Genomic DNA, 22,644 nt, shown 5'->3' on the forward strand with positions numbered 1-22,644 from the left:
TCACTATAATCCAAAGCGCCAGCATTTATGCTGGCGCTTTTATTTACGACTGTTTCAGCAATTATTGGTATTGTTGTTCCTGTGCACCGTAGATCGTCAATTGTGAAGGGTAATGTTCATTTTCCCTAGCACTGAACGTATATATATCCCCTTTTTTCTTCGAGTCACCACTGAGGCAAAATGCGATTTCCGTTTGCCCTTGCTGCTGCGCCTGTTTCACTATACTGGTCACATCAATATCACGATACCTCTGTGCTTCATCAAGATATAACCCTGCATAGGATTTATAGTTACACACCGGCCTGGTATTCCATGTCACACTCTTTTCGTCCCAGTCAGTTGTCGTCGGATAAATATAAATCATCTGCGCGCCGGTTGATGTACTTCTTCCGCCAAAAAGATGCACGTTATATTTAAATAAGGCTAACTGTGAGTCCGGATAGTTAGTAGGTAGTGCGGGGATTTTAAATTTCAACAATGTGATTTTTTCATCATTACCCGCTTCCGCAGAATTTGAGGTATCACCCTGAACTAACAACTGCTGACTGTCGCCAAAGTTTTTATCACTCTCCTCTTTATTACTGACATAAGTATCAGCGCTGGTATCAAGATAGGTATATGGCATATAGCTTGTACAATCATAGTTATTATTCATGCAGCGTTCTGTCATGAATTTTGCAGCATCAGGTGCCCAGCCATTAATAAAATCACCATGCGCGGTATAGAGTGTCCCCCATTGATCAATACGCTTTTCCCCTTCCATGATCGGATCCAGAGATAACTGAACCGTTCTCAAATCCAGAGAGGTAGCGCCTGGAAACTGATAGGCAATATTCATGTTAACGGTAGGAATATGTTTGGGGTAGTCAGCCGGGCAGACGCCGTTATCATCTGAATACACGGCATTCGGTTTGCGGGGGGAGCCTGACGGTTTTGCCGCGATATTCTTACCATCCCAGCAGTTGGGAAATTGAATGCCGATATTAAATTGCAGAGTGCTGCCGTCTGCAGGCTGTTTACATGTACGCTGGTCACTTTGGCTGTAACCCGTACCGTCATTACATAAAAAACTAATACGCGGGTTTTGTGTAGTACCTTTATGGTCACCGGCTAAAAGCTGTAAACCCGCCGGGAACGGTATTAACGGATTTGCTTTACTGCCCGCAGTTTGATAATACGTCTTCTGATAGAGTGGTCGCACTTCTGTGCCATCAGGTAATCTTAATGAGGGTGCCCAATAAGCTGAGGAATCGGCTAAATCGGTACAGGTTGTGGCAGGTTTATTTTGTAGTGTTTCATATGTTGTGGATGCGTCCGTAGACGTATTACCAAAAAAATCATGCCACATCGCGTGATTAGGCATACCAAACATTAAAATAGCGTCATCACCTAAAGTGTGGTGATAAGCGCACTGAACGCTGGTCTGATAATCATCAGCCTGCGCCATAAAGGGTACGATACCTGTACAACAAAGAGAGACAAATAAGCCTGCTTTGTATTTATTCATGGGAAACCTCGCCAGTAAAATCAATTATTACACCTATTGCAAACTTACCTGCAATTTAAAAAGCATATAATAAGCACTGGCGTTAATACGCCTGAAATATGCACACAAATATCATTTCTTATAATTTTTATTAATCATAAAAATAACTCACTTACACCTGACACACCGGGCACCAGAAAAATGGCCGCGATGACACGCTGCTTTTGACGATGGGGTCGCCGCAACGCTCGCAGGGTTTGCCCGTGCGGCCAAAAACCTTAAACCGGAACAACGCGCCGTGATGCACATTTTCATCCATAGTGCCGCGCGTGGCGTAGGATAATCGCGCCACAGACAAACAGGCATCGGCCAGCGCATCCAGCTCTGTTTCGTTCAACTCTTTCGGCTTGTGTTCCGGCAGCAGTTTCGCCAGCCAGAGAATCTCTGCCCGCAGATAGTTTCCAAGACCAGCAAGAAACGCCTGATTGAGCAACATACCACCCAGTTGCCGGTTACGGAATTTAGGCGAGAGTAACCGCTCACGTACCTGCGCGACCGTCAGCGTTTCGTCCAGCACATCCGGGCCGATACGTTGCAGGAACGGATGATTTTCTATTTCCGCCGTATCATAAATCCCGATTTCAGACGCGCTGTACAACAGGATCGCCGCATCGGTAGTCTGCAACTGCACCCGCAGCGAACGTTTGGTTTCTTTCGGTGTTTCACCGCCCTTCACTACCCGCCAGACGCCATAAAGTTGATTGTGGCTGTAAAGCGTCAGGCCGTTGGAGAAGTGGGTCAGCAGTGCTTTACCGCGCGTTTCAATCGCCGTGATTTTCGTACCACGCAGAGCCGACTGGTAAGGTTTCAATGAGGGGAAAGCAAACCAGACATCCGTGAGCGGTTTATTGACGACCGCGCGCACCAGTAAATCGGCCGCGCGGCGAATTTCAGGACCTTCAGGCATCAGTGAGTCGCACCCTCGGCAATTCGCAGATCCTGCTCAGTATGCAGGGCAATGGCGATAGTCAGTTCAAGAGCATTGAGCACAGTGTGTACTGACATACTTGGCTCGCCGGGATGTTTCGCGGCTTGTTCAGGCAGATAAGGAATATGGATAAAGCCGCCTTTCACCACGCTGCACGAAGGATGTGCCAGCCGGTGCATCAGCCCGTACATCACGTGATTGCACACATAAGTGCCCGCCGTTTGCGACACTGACGCCGGAATACCCGATTCGCGCAAGCCGTTCACGATGGTTTTGATCGGCAGCGAAGAAAAATAGGCCGCCGGGCCGTCGGCAACAATAGGTGCATCCACCGGCTCATTGCCCTCGTTATCTGGGATCCGCGCATCATCAATATTGATTGCCACACGCTCAACGCTGAAATCACTGCGCCCGCCAGCCTGACCGACGCACAGCACCATTTCCGGATGCACTTCATCAATCGCCGCATTCAGCGCGTCAATCGCTTTACCAAACACGCAAGGCAGCTGCCGCACTACAATCTGCGCGCCCGACAGTTCCAGATCACCCAGTAATTTCACCACTTCCCACGACGGATTGACACGCTCGCCGCCAAACGGGTCGAAACCGGTCACTAAGACTTTACGCATGATAGATCCTTGTTGTAGGGCAAGACTGATATCTCATCTGTTAGCTATGAGGTAATTATGATCGGATTTCAATCCCCTGCTCACCAAATGCCTCGCGCAGTTTTTTGGCAAATGTCAGGGCGTGCTCACCGTCACCATGCAGGCAGACGGTATCGGCCTGAACCGGAACCCAGACGCCTTCGCGACTGAGCACTTTTTGTTGTTGCACCATCGCCAGTGTCTGTTCCAGCGCCTGTTCATCGGTGTCGATCATTGCATCGGGCTGACTGCGCGGTACCAGCGAACCGTTGCTCAAATAGCGGCGGTCAGCAAACACTTCCTGCCGCGTTGCCAGCCCGTACCGCTCACCGGCGCGGATAAGCTCGCTGCCCGCCAGACCCACCAGACGCAGCGTCGGGTCGACGTCGCAGACTGCGCGGGCAATAGCGTCAGCCAATTGCGTATCGGTCGCCGCCTGGTTATACAACATCCCGTGCGGCTTGACGTGCACCATCTTTGCGCCTTCGGCACGGGTGATGGCCGCCAGTGCGCCGAGCTGATAGACCACCTGCGCATAAACGGTTTCCGGCGGCAACTGCATGGCGGTACGACCGAAGTTTTCGCGATCGGGAAAACTCGGGTGCGCGCCAATCGCCACGTCATACTTCAGCGCCCAGCGCACTGATTGCTGCATCGTCTGCGCGTCTCCGGCGTGAAAGCCGCAGGCGATATTGGCGGAACTGACCAGTTGCAACAGCGCCTCGTCATTGGCACAGCCTTCACCGAGATCGGCGTTGAGATCAACGCTCATACAGCCCCCGCTTGATCTGTTCAATAAACAGTGATTGCTCCCGCAAAGCTTTCTGCGCCTCCTCCAGCGTACATTTCACGAAATGCACCGGTTCCCCCAGGCGGATTTGCGCCAGATTGTAGAGATCGGCTTCGATCACGCAGGCAATACGCGGATAACCGCCGGTGGTCTGGGCATCGGCCATCAATACAATCGGCTGACCGCCGTGCGGCACCTGCACCACGCCCGGTAACAGGCCATGAGAAAGCATCTCGCGGTCGGTTTCCCGTTTCAGCGCGTGGCCGTGCAGGCGATAACCCATGCGGTTACTTTGCGGGCTCAGTTGCCACGACGCACGCCAGAAGGCATCACGCGCTTCGGCGCTGAACTCCTGATACTCCGGCCCCGGTATGGCGCGGATACGATTACCAAACAGCAGTTGTTTGATGCCGCCTGCGCTTTTTGGCATATGGAAACTGTCACCGGTGGGCAACACATCGCCGTCCTGAAGCGGACGCCCGTTGTAACCGCCGAATTTTGCTTTCAGATCGGTGCTGCGCGAGCCCATCACTTCGGGCACGTCGATCCCGCCAGAAATCGCCAGATAACTGCGCATTCCTCGCGTCGGTGTTTTCATGGTGAGCACCTGACCCGGCTTCACGGCGTAGCGCCATCCGGTCCAGACATCTTTGCCGTCGAGTTGCGCGTGGCATCCTGCGCCGGTCAGCGCCATCCAGCCTTCGCGATGAAACTCGGCGCTGAACTGCCCGAGAGTAATCTCCAGCCCGGCGGCGTTCTCATCATTGCCGGCCAGCAGATTGGCGATGCGCAAAGCTGGCGCATCCAGCGCGCCGGAATGGCTGACCCCCTGCTGGCGGTAACCGTTGCGGCCTAAATCCTGCACCGTCGTAAACATCCCTGCGCGTAAAACCTTCAGCATACGCCCTCCTTCTGTGGCACAAAGCGCACGTGGTCACCGGGTAATAATAAGGTCGGGGATGAACGCGTGGGATCAAACATCGCCAGCGGCGTCTGCCCGATCAGCTGCCAGCCGCCGGGTGTGGCCAGCGGATAGATACCGGTCTGGCTACCGCCGATGCCAACGGAACCCGCGGGTACGGAAAGCCGCGGTTCACCATGGCGTGGCATAGCCAGTTGCTCCGGCATTCCGCCGAGGTACGGGAAGCCGGGCTGGAAACCGAGGAAATAGACGGTGTAATCGATACCCGAATGGCATCCGACCACCTCACGTGGCGTCATCCCCGTATGGCGGGCGACGCTCTCCAGATCCGGCCCCTGCTCACCGCCGTAGATAACCGGGATTTCAATCAGTCGGGAAACCGGTTCAATGGCTTCGCTCTCTTCCCACCAGGTTTGCAGGCGCTCAATTGCGTCCAGCGCGGAGCTTTGCGCATCGGTGAGTAAGACCGTCAGATTATTCATACCGGGAATGACTTCGCGAACGCCGGGATAGGCCGCGCGATCCTGTAAACGTTGGGTCAGACCCCAGATCCGCTGCTGGCTGGCCAGCGTCACAGGCGGTTCCAGTTCCAGCACTACCGCGCGTTCACCCAGCAGGTAACATCGTGCTCGTTGCACTCAGACACTCCTCAAAGAAGGGTTGTGGATCATTGAGTTATTCATGAACTCAATGTCCCGATAAGGGTATGTAGATTAAGGGTAGTTATGCGGGAAAGCGACAGAGGATGTCAACTTGTCAAAGACGACCAAAGGGCGGCGAAGGTTTCGCCCATCGCCCGCACCTGCTACTCTCAGAGGTGTTGCAGTTTTTTAGCGTTTGGATAACGCAGTATTTACAAAATGAAAGGGACAGCCCGTGAGAAAACCTTTAGCACTCTTTTTTCCGCTTTATACCACCACATTACTGATGCTGCTCGGTTCCGGCCTGCTCACCACTTACATTTCCCTGCGACTGTCGGCGATACACGTCAGCGGCGCGATGATCGGGGCGATTATCGCCGCCAACTACATCGGGCTGGTGATCGGCGGTAAAGTCGGCCATATCCTGATCGCCCGCGTCGGCCACATTCGCGCCTACGTCTCCTGCTCCGGCATCATTACCGCCGCCGTTCTGGGGCACGGCCTGACTGATATTATTCCCGTCTGGGTGGTGCTCCGGCTGATCATCGGTCTGTGCATGATGGTGCAATACATGGTGCTGGAAAGCTGGCTGAACGATCAGGCCGAGGCCAATCAGCGCGGCGTGGTTTTCGGATTTTACATGGTGGCGTCATACCTCGGGATGTCGCTCGGTCAGGTCGTTTTGATGCTCGACAGCGGCCTTGGCGTCAGTACGCTCATCATGATCGCGCTGTGTTTCGCGCTCTGCCTGGTCCCCATCGCGCTGACGACGCGTACCAACGTTGGCCATATGTCCCCGGCGCCGATGGAGCTTAAATTCTTTATCGGTGCAATCCCTAAGGTGCTGGCGATAACGCTGGTCATCGGCATGGTGGTCGGTTCTTTTTACGGGATGGCGCCGATTTACACCAGCCAGCAATCGCTGACCACTCAGCAAACCGGTCTGTTTATGGCGATGGCGATCTTCGCCGGGCTGCTGGCGCAGTTTCCGCTGAGCTGGCTGTCAGATCGCTATAACCGAAACATGCTGATGCGCATCAACGCGATCCTGCTGGCGGTCGCCGCCCTGCCGCTGGCGTTGCTCACGCATATTTCTTTCCCCGTGCTGCTCGGCATCGGTTTTGTCGTCAGCCTGATGCAGTTCACGCTGTATCCGCTGGTGGTCGCACTCGCCAATGACATGATTGAACCGGAGCGCCGCGTCTCGCTTTCCGCCTGTCTGCTGATGGCGTTTGGCGTCGGTGCCTGTATCGGTCCGCTGGCGGTGGGTGCGCTGATGGAACCGCTCGGTGGCAATATTCTGTATGCCTTTTTCGCCCTGTGCGGAGCGGCAATCGTTGCGCTCAGCCGGACCTCGGCGAAAGAAGAAGAAACGGTGATGGCAGTCGATGCGCCTCTGCCGCACATCGCTATGCCGGACAGTCTGAGCAGTTCACCGCTGTCGCCTGCACTGAACCCGGCCTTTGACGAGCAAATGATTCAGGAAACGATGCCTGCGCCAGAAAACGTCACAGAACCGGCGGTAGAAGAAAGCGAAGTGACAGAAGAAGAGGAAGAAAGCCCGTATCCGCCGCAGGGTGCAGACCCCGAAGTGGATACCGGCTTGCAGCGGGCATTTACATTGCTTGAAGACAGCGTGCCGGAAGAAAGCTCAGATAAGACGTTACAAAAGTGAGGGGCGTCATCGTTGCAGCCCTTGTGGATTCGGACAGTGCGCAGGGACAGGAGCATACTTACTGTACGCGACTGTCAGGAGCACTGCCCGGATTCAACAGGGTAAATAAGATGGCCCTAAGCCGGGTTATCGATGTCGATGAACATCACATCTAACCCATGCTCTGACTCAAGCCATTCGCCTAAAGCTTTCACGCCATAACGTTCGGTGGCGTGATGGCCAGCGGCATAGAAATGCAGCCCCATTTCGCGGGCGATGTGGATAGTTTGCTCTGAGACTTCGCCGCTGATGAATGCATCCACGCCAAACTCTGCCGCCTGCTGAATGAAGCCCTGACCGCCGCCGGAGCACCAGGCGATGCGACGAATTTCTTCCGGCCCGCCTTGCGCGCTGTGCAGCACTTTGCGATCTAAAATCACTTCAATTCGCTGACGTAATTCTTCGCCGGATAACGGCTTTTCGAGCTCGCCGTAAGGCACCAGCGGCATGACTTCCCCCTGTACAGCAATGCCAAATAACTCGGCAAGCTGCGCGTTGTTACCGAGAACAGGGTGCGCATCGAGCGGTAAATGGTAGCCATACAAATTGATATCATTCACCAGCAGGGCTTTTAGCCGGTTGCGCTTCATGCCACGAACAACCGCCGGTTCGTTCTTCCAGAAGTAACCGTGATGCACCAAAATTGCGTCAGCTTCGACGGCAATCGCGGCATCCAGCAGATCCTGAGAGGCGGTCACCCCGGTGACCACGCGCTGCACATTACGACGCCCCTCGACCTGCAGGCCGTTAGGCGCGTAATCATGGAAATTAGTGACATCCAGTTTCTGGTTTATCAGGGCTTCAAGCTGGAGATTATTCATGGTTATTCCCGGTAGAATGGCTTATCAAAACGTTAATTTATCACCCTGCTGCATCCGCACAAACTTCACGCCCAAATTATTGCCTTTCTCCAGCTGCTGCATGATCTCTTTTTCGGGGTCCGCACCGGCTTTCAGGCTGGGTTTCACGTGGCTGATGATCACCGTCAGGTCTTTCAGCGCCCCTTCACCACCGGCGTATTGTTGCAAATTGCCAAGCTCTTTCAGCAGCCAGTGCGGCGTGAGATGGCCGAACAGTTTGCTGTCGGGTACGTCATCGGGATAAGAGGTTTCGATGATAAGCCCCTTCAGGCGTTTTGCTTTGATTTCATCGCCGAGCACGCGCCAGACGGCGTCGAGATTTTTTGATTTCTCGACCTCATCCGGGCCGGTATCGCCAAAGAAGGCGAAGGACTGATTATTGCGGCTGACCAGAATCATGCTCGAAGGCGTACCGCCGTGGCTGAGCGGGTAAATGCGGCCATCGAGACCGGTAAGGCCAAGGGAGAATCGCTGATCCGGACGCTGTAAGTTCAGGCGATAAGTGCCGATACGCAGGCCGCTGCCTGAATCGGTAAAGTTCGGCCAGACGCGGCCATTGAAGTAATGCTGACGCAGCGTGCCGATGGTGTCGGCGGTGCCATAAATCGGTTTTTTGGTGTCTTCGGGCGAGCTGATGATCAGCCCGGCCAGATGGTCGAGATGACCGTGGCTGATAAAGTAGCCGCCGATCAGGTTGCGAAATACCGCGCCCTGCCCAGTGTTGGGGGCGGCATTTTCAGTCGTCACTTCGGGGAAACTGCCTTTCTCCAGCCCTTTACGGATGCCCGGCAATACGGAACCGGCGTCCAGCCCGAGATACAGTTTTTGATCGTCACTGCGCACCAGATATGACGTCAGATTTCCTTCCTCAACGCCACCGTTGACACCCAGTGCGACCACATCAAAGGCCGCCACGGCCTGGCTCGCCCAGCACGCCAGCATCAGCGCCAGCAGGTGTTTTTTCATCACATCGCTCCTTGTCGTGGTGATTAGCAAAAAGGTCAGTCTGACCGGTTTTTTGCCGCCTCAAACGCCGCAAGCGTGTCTTTGCGTGCCCTTGCGTGATCAATGATCGGCAACGGGTAGTCTAGCACGCGATGCTGTTTTTCCGCCCAGCGATGCGGTGTGTGTATGTCTTTTTCCGGCACGTCCGACAGTTCAGGGATCCAGGCCTTGATAAATCGTCCCGCTTTGTCAAAGCGTTCGCCCTGCGTTGTCGGATTGAAAATGCGGAAATACGGTGCGGCGTCGGTCCCTGTCGACGCGCCCCACTGCCAGCCGCCGTTGTTGGCGGCCAGATCGCCGTCGAGCAACTGCGACATAAAATAGCGTTCGCCTTCGCGCCAGTTGATCAGCAAATCCTTCACCAGAAAACTGGCGACGATCATGCGCAGACGGTTGTGCATCCAGCCGGTGGCGTTGAGCTGGCGCATCGCCGCATCGACTATCGGATAGCCTGTTTTCCCCTCTTTCCACGCCTGTAACTCTTCCGGCGCGTGCCGCCAGTGCACGCCGTCGGTCCAGCCGACAAACGGCTGATGTTTGCAGAGTTTCGGCCATGCGACGATCAGGTGCCGGTAAAACTCGCGCCAGATTAGCTCGTTCAACCAGCCAAACGCGCCGCCGTCAGTTCTGTCGAGCACGTCAGGGCATTCGGTGCGCAGCCGGTTGAAACACTGACGTGGCGAAAGCACGCCAATCGCCAGATAGGGCGAGAGCGAACTGGTGCCATCAACGGCGGGTAAATCGCGCTGCTGAAGATAATCCTGCACCTGCTCACGGCAAAAACTGCGCAACTGATTGCGCGCCGCGTCTTCGCCGACAGCAAAATTCTCGTCGATGTTTTCCAGCGGATAATCGAACGGCATCAGCTTATGCATCACCGTTTTCTGCCCATGCTCTCGCGCTTTTGGTGCGGGCAGGGAGCGGCTGTCGGATTCCGTCAGGCGGGATAAAAAGGCACGACGAAACGGCGTGTAGACTTTGTACATCTCGTTATTGCCGGTGGTAACCGATCCCGGTGGCAGCAGCAGGCTGTCGTCAAATGCGTGGCATAAAACGTCCGCGCCGACGGCTTTTTCCAGCGCGTCATCGCGCAGACGCTCATTGATTTCATACTGTTTATTGTAAAAAATCGCATCCACCGTTTCCGTTTCGCAGAAACCTTTCATCCAGTTCACACTTGCCGCGAAGTCATCACACTGATGGTAATGCAGCGGGATCCCGCGTTCCGCCAGAGAATGTTGTAGCGACTGAAGATGCTGATAAATAAACGCCGCCTGACGCGGTGCCATTTCATGCTGTTTCCACTGTTCAGGCGTGGCGATAAAGAGAGCGATCACCCGCGCCTGCGGATCCTCACAGGCGGCGTGCAGCGCGCGGTTGTCGGTAATACGTAAGTCATTGCGAAACCAGACTAAATGCGTGGTCATAACATTCCCTTTAGTGTCCGTAACGCAAGCGCAGAGCTTCCGGGTAGGGCTCGAAATATCGCTGATCGGCCAGATACGCATCCGGGTATTCGGACATGTAATGTTTGAGCAACGTGATTGGGGCCAGAAGCGGCTGCATTCCCTGACGATAGCGGTCGATAAGCCCCGCCAGTTCCTGACGCTGTGCAGAAGTGAGCTGTTTACGGAAATAGCCCTGCACATGCATCAGCACATTGGTGTGATTACGTCGGGTGGCTTTGTGATTAAGCAGAGTCATCAGCCGCTGGCGATATTCGACGAAATAATCTTCCAGCGATGTCCATTCGGCCATCGCGGCGACAAAACGCCCCAGTTCCCGGTATGCCGGCTGCGAATGCGCCAGTAAAGAGAGTTTGTAACGGCTGTGGAACGCCATCAGTTTGCCGCGTGTCAGGCCGCTTTCACGCAGCTGATTCAGCTCGAAAAGGGTAAATACGCGCTCGACAAAATTCTCGCGAATGACCGGATCGTTCAGCCGCCCGTCTTCTTCCACGGGCAGCCATGGATGCTGTTTCATCAGCTCGGCGGTATAGATACCCACGCCACTCTTCTTGGCATCTTTGCCGTTGGCGCTGTAAACCCGCACGCGTTCCATGCCGCAGCTCGGAGATTTGGCGCAGACGATATAACCACAAAGCTGCGTTAACGGCGCGACGCGCTTTTCAGCGTAGCTCTGCATTTTTTCAGTGATATCGATGGTTTCATCATTGCTGAAGCGCATCGCGACGCCTTCGTCCATTCTGACCAGCCGCAATGCCGGGCGCGGTGTTGGCAGTCCGATAGCCATTTCCGGACAGATCGGTTCGAAGCGAACATAAGGCGCCAGCTGCTCTACGGCAAAGGCGTACCGCTTGTGGCCGCCATCGAAGCGGACTTTGTCGCCCAGCAGGCATGCGCTGATGCCGATAGGGATTGTTTTTGTCATTGTCAGCTCCCGACGTTGAAGTGAAAAAAGGGAGTGTCAGTGATTCATCACTCTCATGTATTACTCAGTATAAGTTATACATAAAAATAATGTTGTACAGGTTTTCCGAAAGGGCAATAAAAAACCCCGTCTGGAGGACGGGGTTTAAAAAGGCTGTGTGTTAAATCGATTCAGTTCACAAATCAGTAGAAATCTTGTGTTGCCATTTCAGCATGTGCCAACCAGACCGGTTTATCGCTGGTCTTCATCCAGACGCGGTGTAAATAGCTGTAAAAACGGGCGCGATCGGCGCGGAACAGCATGACCGGTAAGGCGAGAAGACCGGCGGCCAGCACAAAAGCGCGGCGGGCCAAAATACGGGTCATGGTGTAAGGCGTGTAATCAGACGTAGCTTTCATCGCGTTGCTCCTGTGAAATTTGGAAAGTTTATGGAAACTGGAAGTTGTGAAAAATTTTACGGCAATTGCTGAAATTTTACCACTCATCTGACCACTTTAAAGTGTAAATTTTCGCCATTTTCCACCTGACGGTGTAATTGAGTTACAAAATGGTTAACTAAATACGGCGATAAGGTTTCTTTTTAGTTTTTTATTTGCGCATTTTTATACTTTCTTTACACCGAAGCCCCCTTTCTTTTCAGGATCTTTGCCCGCGTTTTCTTATTCTCCTCCCAACATAAAAACACACCTGTGGAGGTGGATTGTGACTGTTGGCGTAATCTGCGGCGCATTGCTGGTTCTTCTGCTGCTCGGCTATCTGGTTTATGCCTTGCTGAATGCGGAGGATTTTTAAATGGCCGCAACCGGATTCTTACTGATTGCCAGTTTTATGCTGGTGCTTTTGCTGCTGGCAAAACCACTGGGTAACTTTATTGCTCAACTTATTGAAGGACAGCCTGGCGCATTTTTGCAGCGCGTAGAAAACGGGGTATTACGCACATCTGGCAGCAGCGATGCTGAAATGAACTGGTGGCAGTACGCGCTGGCGATCATGGTGTTCAACATTCTGGGGATTATCGTGCTGATGGCCATGCTGATGGCTCAGGGCGCGTTGCCGATGAACCCGCAGCATTTTGGCGGATTGTCGTGGGATCTGGCGTTTAACACCGCCGTCAGTTTCGTCACCAATACCAACTGGCAGGCCTACAGCGGCGAAAGCACGCTGAGCTATCTGAGCCAGATGGTCGGTTTGACCGTTCAAAACTTCCTGTCGGCTGCGACCGGTATCGCCGTGGCGTTTGCCCTGATCCGCGCCTTTGCGCGCCCTTCTGCGCAAACCATCGGTAACGCCTGGACGGATTTATGGCGCATCACGGTGTATTTGCTGCTGCCGGTGGCCTTCCTGCTGGCACTGTTCTTCGTAAGTCAGGGCGTGATTCAGAATTTCGAAGCTTATCAGCACATCACCACGCTGGAAGGTATGCAACAAACGTTGCCTATGGGGCCGGTGGCGTCGCAGGAAGCGATCAAAATGCTGGGCACCAACGGCGGTGGCTTCTTCGGCGCTAACTCGGCGCATCCGTTTGAAAACCCGACAGCGCTGACCAACATGGTGCAGATGCTGGCGATCTTCATCATCCCTTGCGCCCTGTGCTTTGCGTTCGGTCGCGTGGTTGGTGACAACCGTCAGGGCAACGCACTGGTGTGGGCGATGTCGGTGATTTTTGTGGTGTCGGTGGTGGTGGTGATGTACGCCGAATTGCAGGGTAACCCGCACTTCACGGCGCTCGGGGCCAGCAGCAACATCAATATGGAAGGCAAGGAGAGTCGCTTCGGCATTCTCGCCTCAAGCCTGTATGCGGTGGTGACGACGGCAGCCTCCTGTGGCGCGGTCAACGCGATGCACGACTCCTTCACCGCGCTCGGTGGAATGGTGCCGATGTGGCTGATGCAGATTGGTGAAGTGGTATTCGGCGGCGTGGGTTCAGGCCTGTACGGCATGTTGCTGTTCGTTCTGCTGACGGTGTTTATCGCCGGGCTGATGATTGGCCGCACGCCGGAATATCTCGGCAAGAAAATCGACGTTTATGACATGAAGATGACTGCGCTAGCGATCCTGGTCACTCCTACGCTGGTACTGCTCGGCACCGCGCTGGCGCTGGTCACCGATGCAGGTCGCGCGGGTATTCTTAACCCCGGCGCGCACGGTTTTAGCGAAGTGTTGTATGCGGTCTCTTCTGCCGCCAACAACAACGGCAGCGCGTTCGCCGGGCTCAGCGTCAACACGCCGTTCTACAACCTGTTGCTGGCGTTCTGCATGTTCTTTGGCCGCTTTGGCGTGATCCTGCCGGTGCTGGCGATTGCCGGTTCGCTGGTGGCGAAAAAACGTCAGCAGGCAGGCAACGGCACGCTGCCGACCTCCGGTCCGCTGTTTATCGGCCTGCTGGTCGGGACCGTACTGTTAGTCGGTGCGCTGACCTTTATTCCGGCGCTGGCGCTGGGGCCGGTCGCGGAACATCTGCAGGTCTGGTCAGCACAATAATGCTGCGTAATTCGTTGAATTAATGAATATAGAGATTAATAAAATGACTCGTAAACAACGTGCGCTGTTTGAACCACGCCTGATCCGCACTGCCCTGTGGGATGCGGCAAAAAAGCTGGATCCACGCGTTCAGTGGCGCAATCCGGTAATGTTCGTGGTGTATCTGGGCAGTATTCTGACCACGGTTATCTGGCTGGCGATCCTGATGCATCGCACCGACGGCAGCGCCGCCTTTACCGGCAGCGTGTCGCTGTGGCTGTGGTTCACCGTGCTGTTTGCCAACTTTGCCGAAGCCCTGGCGGAAGGCCGCAGTAAGGCGCAGGCGCAGAGCCTGAAAGGCGTGCAGAAAACCAGCTGGGCGAAGAAAATTTATGAACCGCGCCCGGATTCGCCGGTGATTAAAGTCGCGGCGGACGAGCTGCGTAAAGGCGATATGGTGCTGATCGAAGCCGGGGATACCGTGCCGTGCGACGGTGAAGTGCTGGTCGGCGGCGCGTCGGTGGATGAAAGTGCGATCACCGGCGAATCTGCGCCGGTTATCCGCGAATCCGGCGGCGACTTCTCCTCGGTGACCGGCGGGACGCGCGTGCTCTCCGACTGGCTGGTGGTGCAATGTTCCGCCAACCCCGGCGACACTTTCCTCGACCGCATGATTGCCATGGTTGAAGGCGCAAAACGTCGCAAAACACCCAATGAAGTGGCGCTGACTATTTTGCTGGTCGCCCTGACGCTGGTCTTCGTGCTGGCAACCGCCACGCTTTATCCGTTCTCGCTGTTTAGTGTGGACGCCAGTCATGCCGGTATTCCTGTCACCGTGACCGTGCTGGTCGCGCTGCTGGTATGCCTGATCCCGACCACCATTGGCGGTTTACTGTCGGCTATCGGCGTGGCGGGAATGAGCCGCATGCTGGAAGCCAACGTGATTGCCACCAGCGGCCGTGCGGTGGAAGCCGCCGGTGACGTGGATGTGTTGTTGCTGGATAAAACCGGCACCATCACGCTGGGTAACCGCCAGGCATCGCAGTTCCTGCCCGCCCCTCAGGTGACGGAACAGGAACTGGCCGATGCCGCGCAGTTATCTTCGCTGGCCGATGAAACGCCGGAAGGCCGCAGTATCGTGGTGCTGGCAAAACAGCGCTTTAATCTGCGCGAACGCGACATTCATTCGCTCAATGCCACCTTCGTCCCTTTCTCGGCACAAACCCGTATGAGCGGCGTGAACGTCGGCGACCGCAATATCCGTAAAGGCGCGGTAGACGCTATCCGTCGTCATGTGGAATCCAACGGCGGCACGTTCCCGAAAGCCGTCGACGGGCTGGTGGAAACCGTCGCGCGTAAAGGCGGTACGCCGCTGGTGGTGGCCGAAGGCGCGAAAGTGCTGGGTGTGGTCGAACTGAAAGACATTGTTAAAGGCGGCATCAAGGAACGTTTCGCCGAGCTGCGCAAGATGGGCATCAAAACGGTAATGATCACCGGCGATAACCGTCTGACCGCAGCAGCCATTGCCGCCGAAGCGGGCGTCGATGACTTTCTGGCCGAAGCGACGCCGGAAGCCAAACTGGCGCTGATCCGCCAGTACCAGTCGGAAGGCCGTCTGGTGGCCATGACTGGCGACGGCACCAACGACGCCCCGGCGCTGGCACAGGCTGACGTGGCGGTGGCGATGAACTCCGGTACTCAGGCTGCGAAAGAAGCCGGGAACATGGTGGATCTGGATTCCAACCCGACCAAGCTGATTGAAGTGGTGCACATCGGTAAACAGATGCTGATGACCCGCGGCTCGCTGACCACGTTCAGTATCGCCAACGACGTCGCCAAGTATTTTGCCATCATTCCGGCGGCGTTCGCGGCAACTTATCCGCAGCTGAATGCCCTGAACGTGATGCACCTGACCTCACCGTCTTCGGCCATCATGTCGGCAGTTATTTTCAACGCCCTGGTGATTGTGTTCCTGATCCCGCTGGCGCTGAAAGGCGTGAGCTATAAAGCCATGAGCGCCGCATCGCTGTTGCGCCGTAACCTGTGGATTTATGGCGTGGGCGGTCTGCTGGTGCCGTTTGTTGGTATCAAGCTTATCGACATGATCCTGACCGTTTTACACCTGAGCTGATTGATTAAAAGGAAGACCATTATGTCTGTTACACGTATTGCGTATGTTCGCCCGGCTCTGGTGATGACCGTTCTGCTGACGCTGGCCACCGGCGTGGCCTATCCCCTGCTGACCACCGGCGTTTCCGAACTGGTGTTCAGCTCGCAGGCACGGGGTTCACTCATCAATGGCAGCAGCGACAAAGTGATCGGATCGGAGCTTATCGGGCAGAATTTTACCCGCAACGAGTACTTCTGGGGCCGTCCGTCAGTCACGTCCGATTCGCCGTATAACCCGATGGCGTCAGCGGGCAGCAATCTGGCGGCCAGTAATCCGGCGCTGGATCAGGCGGTGAAAGACCGTATCGCGGCGCTGCGTAAAGCCAACCCGCAAAGCTCCGCCACGGTACCTGTCGATTTGGTCACTGCCAGCGGCAGCGGGCTGGATCCGCAGATATCCGTGGAAGCGGCGCAATGGCAGGGGCAGCGCATTGCCACCGCCCGCGGGTTGCCACTGGCGCAAGTGAATAAATTGATTGATGATAATACATCATCACCGCTGATAGGTTACCTCGGCCCGACGGTGGTCAACGTGCTGAAACTCAATCAGGCGCTGGATAAACTGAAAGCCAACTAATGTAGCCAAAATAATTCGGGTCGCAGGAAAGCGGCCCGAAGTATGAAGGATAATATGACAGAAGATAACCGCCCCGACCCTGACAGCTTACTGGCGCTCGCCAATGAGAAGCCGCGCGGGCAACTGAAGGTCTTTTTCGGCGCCTGCGCAGGCGTCGGGAAAACATACGCCATGTTGCAGGAAGCGCAGAGGTTGCGCGCCACCGGTCTCGATGTGCTGGTCGGTGTGGTGGAAACCCACGGGCGGCAGGAAACGCAGGCTCTGTTGCCGGGGCTGACGCTGTTGCCACCCAAACGCATTCACCATCGCGGACGTCAGGTGCAGGAGTTTGACCTCGACGCCGCGCTGGCCCGCCGCCCTGCCCTGATCCTGATGGACGAACTGGCGCACAGCAACGCCGCCGGTTCGCGCCATCCTAAGCGCTGGCAGGATATTGAAGAATTACTCAATGCAGGTATCGACGTTTTTACCACCGTAAACGTTCAGCATCTGGAAAGCCTGAACGACGTGGTCAGCGGCGTGACCGGCATTATCATTCGTGAAACCGTTCCCGATCGTCTGTTTGATGATGCCAGCGAAGTGGTGCTGGTGGATTTACCCCCCGACTCCCTGCGTCAGCGCCTGAAAGAAGGCAAAGTCTATATTCCCGGTCAGGCCGAACGCGCCATCGAGCACTTTTTCCGCAAAGGCAATCTGATTGCCCTGCGCGAACTTTCCCTGCGCCGCACCGCCGATCGCGTTGACGATCAGATGCGGGAATACCGCGACGATCAGGGCGTCAACCGCGTCTGGCACACCCGTGATGCGCTGTTGTTATGCATCGGGCATGGCGGCGGCAACGAAAAACTGGTGCGCGTCGCATCGCGTCTGGCGGCGCGCCTCGGCTGTGTCTGGCACGCTGTTTATGTCGAAACACCGCGTCTGCACCGGTTACCGGAAGGCCAGCGCCGCGCGATTTTACATTCACTGAAACTGGCGCAGGAATTGGGCGCTGAAACTGCCACGCTTTCCGAGCCGCACGAAGAACAGGCGATTTTGCGCTATGCCCGCGAACATCGCCTGGGCAAAATCATGATGGGCCGCCGGCGTGAAAAACGCTGGAAACCCGGCGGCAGCTTTGCCGACAAGCTGGCGGATATCGGCCCGGATCTCGACCTGATTATCGTCGGGCTGGAAGATTCCCCTGCCACGCCGGTACGTAAAGAGCAGGATTCACGTACGTTTGCCGACCGGTTCAGCCGCCAGCTGTGGGGCTGTTCGCTGGCCGTCGCGCTGTGTGCACTGATCACCGTGCTGTCACAGTGGCTCATCCCGGCCTTCGATCAGGCCAACCTGGTGATGGTGTATCTGCTCGGCGTGGTGATCGTCGCACTTTTTTATGGCCGCTGGCCGTCCGTACTGGCGGCGGTGATTAACGTCGTCAGTTTTGACTTATTCTTCGTGCAGCCGCGCGGCTCGCTCGCCGTCACCGACGCGCAGTATCTGGTGACTTTCGGCGTGATGCTGCTGGTCGGTATTCTGATCGGGAATCTCACCGCCGGTGTACGTTATCAGGCGCGTATCGCCCGCCACCGCGAAAAACGCGCACAACATCTGTATGAGATGTCGAAAAGCCTCAGTCAGGCGCTGACGCCGGAAGCCATCGCGCAAACCAGCCGCCACTTTATCTCCTCCAGCCTGCACGCCAAAACCGCCATTCTGCTGCCGCAGGAAAATGGCGAACTGGCGCAGCCTGCCGGAGAAGTCACGTCGATTGTCGTAGACGACGCCATCGCGCGCTGGAGTTTTGATAAGAAACTGCCCGCCGGTGCGGGCACTGATACCCTGCCCGGCGTGCCGTATCAGTTACTGCCGCTGGTGGCGTCCGGGGGATCCTGCGGGCTGCTGGCGGTGGAGCCCACCAATATTCGCCAGCTCTTGGTGCCGGAACAGCAGCGTTTGTTGCAGACCTTTACCGTGCTTATCGCCAATGCCCTCGACCGCCTGCATCTGGCTGCACGTGCGGAATCTGCACGGCTGGAAACCGAGCGCGAGCAGCTGCGCAACTCACTGCTTTCGGCCCTCTCTCACGATTTACGCACGCCGCTCACCGTTCTGTTCGGACAGGCGGAAATCCTGACGCTGGATCTGGCATCGGAAGGCTCGAAGCACGCACCGCAGGCCAGCCAGATCCGCCAGCAGGTGCTGAGCACTACACGGCTGGTGAACAATTTACTGGATATGGCGCGTATTCAGTCGGGCGGGTTTAATCTGCGCAAAGAGTGGCAGTCGGTTGAAGAGATCACCGGCAGCGCGTTACGGATGCTGGAACCGGTGCTGGCGAACGACAATATCAAAATCGATTTACCGCCAGAAATGGTGCTGGTGAACTGCGATGCCAGCCTGATCGAGCGGGTGCTGATCAATCTGCTGGAGAACGCTCATAAATACGCTGGGATCGGCGCAACCATCGGTATCAAAGCCACGCCGCTGGAGGAATGGCTGGAGATCGAAGTCTGGGATAACGGCCCCGGCATTGGGGCGGGAACCGAGCAAAAAATCTTTGAGAAATTCGCACGCGGGAATAAAGAATCGGCCATTCCGGGCGTGGGGTTGGGATTAGCCATTTGTCGTGCCATTATTGAGGTGCACGACGGACGGATCTGGGCAGAAAACGGCCCGAACGGCGGTGCGCGTTTCCGTTTCAGGCTGCCGCTGGAAGCTTTGCCTGATATGGAGAATGACATGGAAAAAGACATCGGCGAGGCCCCGTGACCGCATCCCACATCAATATTTTGATTGTTGAAGACGAAAAAGAAATCCGCCGCTTTGTGCGCACAGCGCTGGAAGCGGAAGGCTTACGGGTGTTTGAAAGTGAAACATTGCAGCGCGGGCTGATTGAGGCCGGCACGCGAAAACCGGATCTGATTATTCTCGATCTCGGTTTACCGGACGGTGACGGCCTGACCTATATTCGCGATTTGCGCCACTGGAGCGCCATCCCGATCATTGTGTTGTCCGCACGCACCCGCGAAGAAGACAAGATTGCCGCGCTGGATGCCGGTGCCGATGATTTTCTCACCAAGCCGTTTGGCGTCGGTGAACTGCTGGCGCGTGTTCGCGTGGCGCTGCGCCGTCAGGCAAACAGCTCGCAGGAAAGCCCGCTGGTGACGTTTTCCGATGTGACTGTCGATCTGATCAACCGCCGCGTTCAGCGTAACGGTGAAGATTGTCATCTGACGCCGATCGAGTTTCGCCTGCTGGCCGAGTTGCTGGCAAACAGCGGCAAAGTCATTACTCAGCGTCAGTTATTGAGCCACGTTTGGGGCCCGAATTACGTCGAACACAGCCATTATCTGCGCATCTACATGGGGCATTTACGCCAGAAACTGGAGGCCGACGCCACCCGTCCGCGTCATCTACTGACGGAAACCGGCGTGGGCTATCGCTTTATGCCGTAGGGGCTTCGGGTGCGTCATTGTCGGTTTTAACGGGCGCAAATTCCGCTTCAATACTTTCTGCCGCCTGCTGCAAAATCGCGCTCACGCGCAGTACCTGCTCCGGTGTTAAATCATCACGCATCATGTTGCCGCGCAGTGCATGTTTCAGGCGATGCATGGTCTCATGAATGCCTTCCGCCAGATTGTTTTCCTTCGGTCGGGTAGCTCCGGCCAGACGGGCAAAGATCACGTCCACCGCATCCTGATGCTGCGCCAGTTCGGTTTTACCGGCTTCGGTTAACTGATAGCTTTTGCGACCATTTCCGGTGGCCACGGCTTCCAGAAAATCTTGTTCTTCCAGCAGGGTCAGCGTCGGATAAATCACCCCCGGACTTGGCACATACAGGCCAGAAGAAGCTTCTTCGATGGCTTTGATCAGCTCATACCCGTGACTCGGTTTCTTGGCCACCAGCGCCAGCAGAACGCGGCGTAAATCACCATGCTCGAACAGACGATGCACACCGCGTTCGCCGCGAGGACCGCCCCGGCGACCTTCGCCACGACCACCGCGACGCGCACGCCCTTCTTCTCCATGCTCTTCACCGCGATGACGTCCGTCACGGCGCAATGCATGACGTTCGCTGTGACCGCTCATGTCTGATTCATGACGGCAATGGCCGCGGTGCCCTTCTTCCCTGCTTGTGTGACCGCGATGACGGCCTTCAAACATTTTGCTAAACATATTTTATGTCCTATTTAGATATATCGAATTATTTCGATATATCTAAACTAGATCGAATTTTAAGATATGGCAAGCGGGAAGACGCATTTAGATATATCTTTTTTGTTTCCTAAATCGCAGACAAAAAAAAGCGCTGAGTAATCAGCGCTTTTGATGAGATGAAGAAACCGGCTTATTTTGCGTCGGCGAGCACTTTGCTGACGATTTCTACGGCTTCTTTCTCGATTTGCTCACGATGTTCTGCACCAAGGAAGCTTTCACAATAGATTTTGTAGGCTTCTTCTGTACCGGACGGACGTGCCGCGAACCAGCCGTTTTTGGTCATCACTTTCAGACCGCCGATCGATGCGCCGTTACCCGGTGCATTGGTCAGACGGGCGGTGATCGGGTCACCGGCCAGCGTGTCGGCTTTCACCTGCTCAGGGGAAAGTTTAGACAGCGCGGCTTTCTGAGCGTGAGTCGCAGGCGCCTGGATGCGGTTGTAGCTTGGCGCACCAAAGCGGGCGGCCAGTTCGTTGTAATGTTCCTGCGGATTCTTGCCGGTCACTGCGGTAATTTCCGCGGCCAGCAGGCACATGATGATGCCGTCTTTGTCGGTCGACCACGGTGTACCGTCGAAACGCAGGAAAGAAGCCCCTGCACTTTCTTCGCCACCAAAACCGAAGCTGCCGTCAAACAGACCATCAACGAACCATTTGAAACCGACCGGTACTTCAACCAGTTTACGCCCCAAATCTTCGACAACGCGGTCAATCATTGCGCTTGAAACCAGCGTTTTACCGACGGCGACGTCTTTGCCCCACTGCGGACGATGCTGGAACAGATACTGAATCGCCACGGCCAGATAATGGTTAGGGTTCATCAGACCAGCAGGCGTCACGATACCGTGGCGGTCGTAGTCAGGGTCATTGGCAAAGGCCAGATCGAATTTATCACGCAGCGCCAGCAAACCGGCCATTGCGGATTCAGACGAGCAGTCCATGCGGATCACGCCGTCGTGGTCGAGATGCATGAAACGGAAAGTCTGATCGACGTGATCGTTTACCAGCGTCAGATCCAGTTTGTAATGCTCAGCGATACGCTTCCAGTATTCGATACCGGAGCCACCGAGCGGATCCACACCCAGCTTCAGACCGGCTTTCTGAATCGCGGCCATGTCGACGATTTCGGTCAGGCCTTCGATAAACGGCTGAACCAAATCCTGTTCGACCAGATGACCGCTTTTCCACGCCTGATCCAGAGACTGACGCTTCACGCCGGAAAGCTTCGCGGCCAGCAGAGCGTTGGCACGTTTCTCGATAACCGACGTCAGATTGGTATCTGCCGGGCCGCCGTTGGTCGGGTTATATTTGATGCCGCCATCTTCCGGTGGGTTGTGCGACGGGGTAATGACGATGCCATCAGCCAGTGCGCCACCCTTGCGGTTGTGAGTCAGGATAGCGTGAGACACCGCCGGAGTTGGGGTGAAACCGTTGTTTTCCTGCACGATGACGTCAACGCCGTTGGCCGTCAGCACTTCCAGCACAGAGATAAATGCCGGTTCGGACAATGCATGGGTATCTTTCCCCACGTAGCACGGACCGGTAGTGCCCTGCTCTTTGCGCACTTCGGCAATCGCCTGAGCAATCGCCAGAATGTGCGCTTCATTAAAGCTGTGACGCAACGAACTACCGCGATGGCCGGAGGTCCCGAATTTCACCGCATGCGCGGTATTTTGTGGGTCCGGTTGCAGAACGTAATATTGTGACGTTAACTGCGCCACATTGATCAAATCGCTTTGCTGAGCAGGTTGCCCTGCACGGGGGTGATTAGCCACTGGCGCTTCTCCCTGAC

General features: G+C 55.7%; 20 protein-coding genes. 7 read left to right on the forward strand and 13 right to left on the reverse strand.

Annotated elements, in window-relative coordinates:
• Nucleotides 1–61 precede the first annotated feature (61 nt).
• The 6 genes from TU92_RS20370 to pxpB form a co-directional block, all read right to left on the reverse strand.
• Entirely contained in the window at nt 62–1,507 is a 1,446-nt protein-coding gene (locus tag TU92_RS20370) for a CBM96 family carbohydrate-binding protein (RefSeq protein ID WP_112168982.1), read from the reverse strand.
• Between the two features lie 151 nt (nt 1,508–1,658).
• Nucleotides 1,659–2,453, reverse strand: coding sequence for an endonuclease VIII (gene nei / locus TU92_RS20375; RefSeq protein ID WP_112168983.1), 795 nt, complete (start codon nt 2,451–2,453; stop codon nt 1,659–1,661).
• Nucleotides 2,453–3,103, reverse strand: coding sequence for a pyroglutamyl-peptidase I (gene pcp / locus TU92_RS20380; protein WP_112168984.1), 651 nt, complete (start codon nt 3,101–3,103; stop codon nt 2,453–2,455). The genes nei and pcp overlap by 1 nt, the downstream gene beginning before the upstream one ends.
• Nucleotides 3,104–3,158: 55 nt before the next feature.
• Nucleotides 3,159–3,893: a 5-oxoprolinase subunit PxpA gene (gene pxpA, locus TU92_RS20385; protein ID WP_112168985.1), complete on the reverse strand. Its 735-nt coding sequence runs from the start codon at nt 3,891–3,893 to the stop codon at nt 3,159–3,161.
• A complete protein-coding gene (gene pxpC, locus TU92_RS20390; protein ID WP_112168986.1) occupies nt 3,883–4,812 on the reverse strand; it encodes a 5-oxoprolinase subunit PxpC in 930 nt (309 codons plus the stop codon). Before pxpC ends, pxpA begins: the two co-directional genes overlap by 11 nt.
• A complete protein-coding gene (gene pxpB, locus TU92_RS20395) occupies nt 4,806–5,471 on the reverse strand; it encodes a 5-oxoprolinase subunit PxpB (protein ID WP_112168987.1) in 666 nt (221 codons plus the stop codon). Before pxpB ends, pxpC begins: the two co-directional genes overlap by 7 nt.
• Nucleotides 5,472–5,760: 289 nt before the next feature.
• Here pxpB and TU92_RS20400 point away from each other — a divergent pair, with 289 nt between their 5' ends.
• A complete protein-coding gene (locus tag TU92_RS20400; protein WP_425272536.1) occupies nt 5,761–7,149 on the forward strand; it encodes an MFS transporter in 1,389 nt (462 codons plus the stop codon).
• A gap of 116 nt (nt 7,150–7,265) precedes the next feature.
• On the opposite strand, the gene TU92_RS20405 is transcribed toward TU92_RS20400, so the two are convergent.
• The 5 genes from TU92_RS20405 to TU92_RS20425 all read right to left on the reverse strand — a co-directional run bounded on the left by TU92_RS20405 (nt 7,266) and on the right by TU92_RS20425 (nt 11,842).
• A complete protein-coding gene (locus tag TU92_RS20405) occupies nt 7,266–8,009 on the reverse strand; it encodes a type 2 GTP cyclohydrolase I (protein ID WP_112168989.1) in 744 nt (247 codons plus the stop codon).
• 24 nt (nt 8,010–8,033) lie between these two features.
• Nucleotides 8,034–9,014 (reverse strand): MBL fold metallo-hydrolase, encoded by a 981-nt coding sequence (locus tag TU92_RS20410; protein WP_112168990.1) that lies wholly within the window; start codon nt 9,012–9,014, stop codon nt 8,034–8,036.
• 35 nt (nt 9,015–9,049) lie between these two features.
• On the reverse strand, nt 9,050–10,480 hold the full coding sequence (phrB, locus tag TU92_RS20415) for a deoxyribodipyrimidine photo-lyase (RefSeq protein WP_112168991.1): 1,431 nt from the start codon (nt 10,478–10,480) through the stop codon (nt 9,050–9,052).
• 10 nt (nt 10,481–10,490) lie between these two features.
• Entirely contained in the window at nt 10,491–11,444 is a 954-nt protein-coding gene (locus TU92_RS20420) for a YbgA family protein (protein WP_112168992.1), read from the reverse strand.
• 182 nt (nt 11,445–11,626) lie between these two features.
• Nucleotides 11,627–11,842, reverse strand: coding sequence for a YbfA family protein (locus TU92_RS20425; RefSeq protein WP_112168993.1), 216 nt, complete (start codon nt 11,840–11,842; stop codon nt 11,627–11,629).
• Between the two features lie 304 nt (nt 11,843–12,146).
• Here TU92_RS20425 and TU92_RS20430 point away from each other — a divergent pair, with 304 nt between their 5' ends.
• The 6 genes from TU92_RS20430 to kdpE are packed head-to-tail and all read left to right on the forward strand — an operon-like array spanning nt 12,147 to nt 20,090.
• Nucleotides 12,147–12,236 carry a K(+)-transporting ATPase subunit F gene (locus TU92_RS20430; protein WP_101075733.1) on the forward strand — a complete coding sequence of 30 codons (90 nt, stop codon included), beginning with the start codon at nt 12,147–12,149 and terminating at the stop codon, nt 12,234–12,236.
• Complete coding sequence (kdpA, locus tag TU92_RS20435; protein WP_112168994.1) at nt 12,237–13,925, forward strand: potassium-transporting ATPase subunit KdpA; 1,689 nt, start codon at nt 12,237–12,239, stop codon at nt 13,923–13,925.
• Nucleotides 13,926–13,968: 43 nt separating this feature from the next.
• On the forward strand, nt 13,969–16,035 hold the full coding sequence (gene kdpB, locus TU92_RS20440) for a potassium-transporting ATPase subunit KdpB (protein ID WP_112168995.1): 2,067 nt from the start codon (nt 13,969–13,971) through the stop codon (nt 16,033–16,035).
• Nucleotides 16,036–16,056: 21 nt separating this feature from the next.
• Nucleotides 16,057–16,650, forward strand: coding sequence for a potassium-transporting ATPase subunit KdpC (gene kdpC, locus TU92_RS20445; RefSeq protein WP_112168996.1), 594 nt, complete (start codon nt 16,057–16,059; stop codon nt 16,648–16,650).
• A gap of 54 nt (nt 16,651–16,704) precedes the next feature.
• Nucleotides 16,705–19,404: a two-component system sensor histidine kinase KdpD gene (kdpD, locus tag TU92_RS20450; protein WP_112169093.1), complete on the forward strand. Its 2,700-nt coding sequence runs from the start codon at nt 16,705–16,707 to the stop codon at nt 19,402–19,404.
• Nucleotides 19,401–20,090 (forward strand): two-component system response regulator KdpE, encoded by a 690-nt coding sequence (gene kdpE / locus TU92_RS20455; protein ID WP_112168997.1) that lies wholly within the window; start codon nt 19,401–19,403, stop codon nt 20,088–20,090. Before kdpD ends, kdpE begins: the two co-directional genes overlap by 4 nt.
• Here the strand turns inward: kdpE and TU92_RS20460 are convergent.
• Nucleotides 20,080–20,811 carry a PadR family transcriptional regulator gene (locus tag TU92_RS20460; RefSeq protein ID WP_112168998.1) on the reverse strand — a complete coding sequence of 244 codons (732 nt, stop codon included), beginning with the start codon at nt 20,809–20,811 and terminating at the stop codon, nt 20,080–20,082. The genes kdpE and TU92_RS20460 overlap by 11 nt on opposite strands.
• Before the next feature lie 172 nt (nt 20,812–20,983).
• Entirely contained in the window at nt 20,984–22,627 is a 1,644-nt protein-coding gene (gene pgm, locus TU92_RS20465; RefSeq protein WP_112168999.1) for a phosphoglucomutase (alpha-D-glucose-1,6-bisphosphate-dependent), read from the reverse strand.
• Nucleotides 22,628–22,644 lie beyond the last annotated feature (17 nt).

The sequence above is a fragment of the Rahnella inusitata genome, assembly GCF_003263515.1.
GTDB lineage: Bacteria > Pseudomonadota > Gammaproteobacteria > Enterobacterales > Enterobacteriaceae > Rahnella > Rahnella inusitata.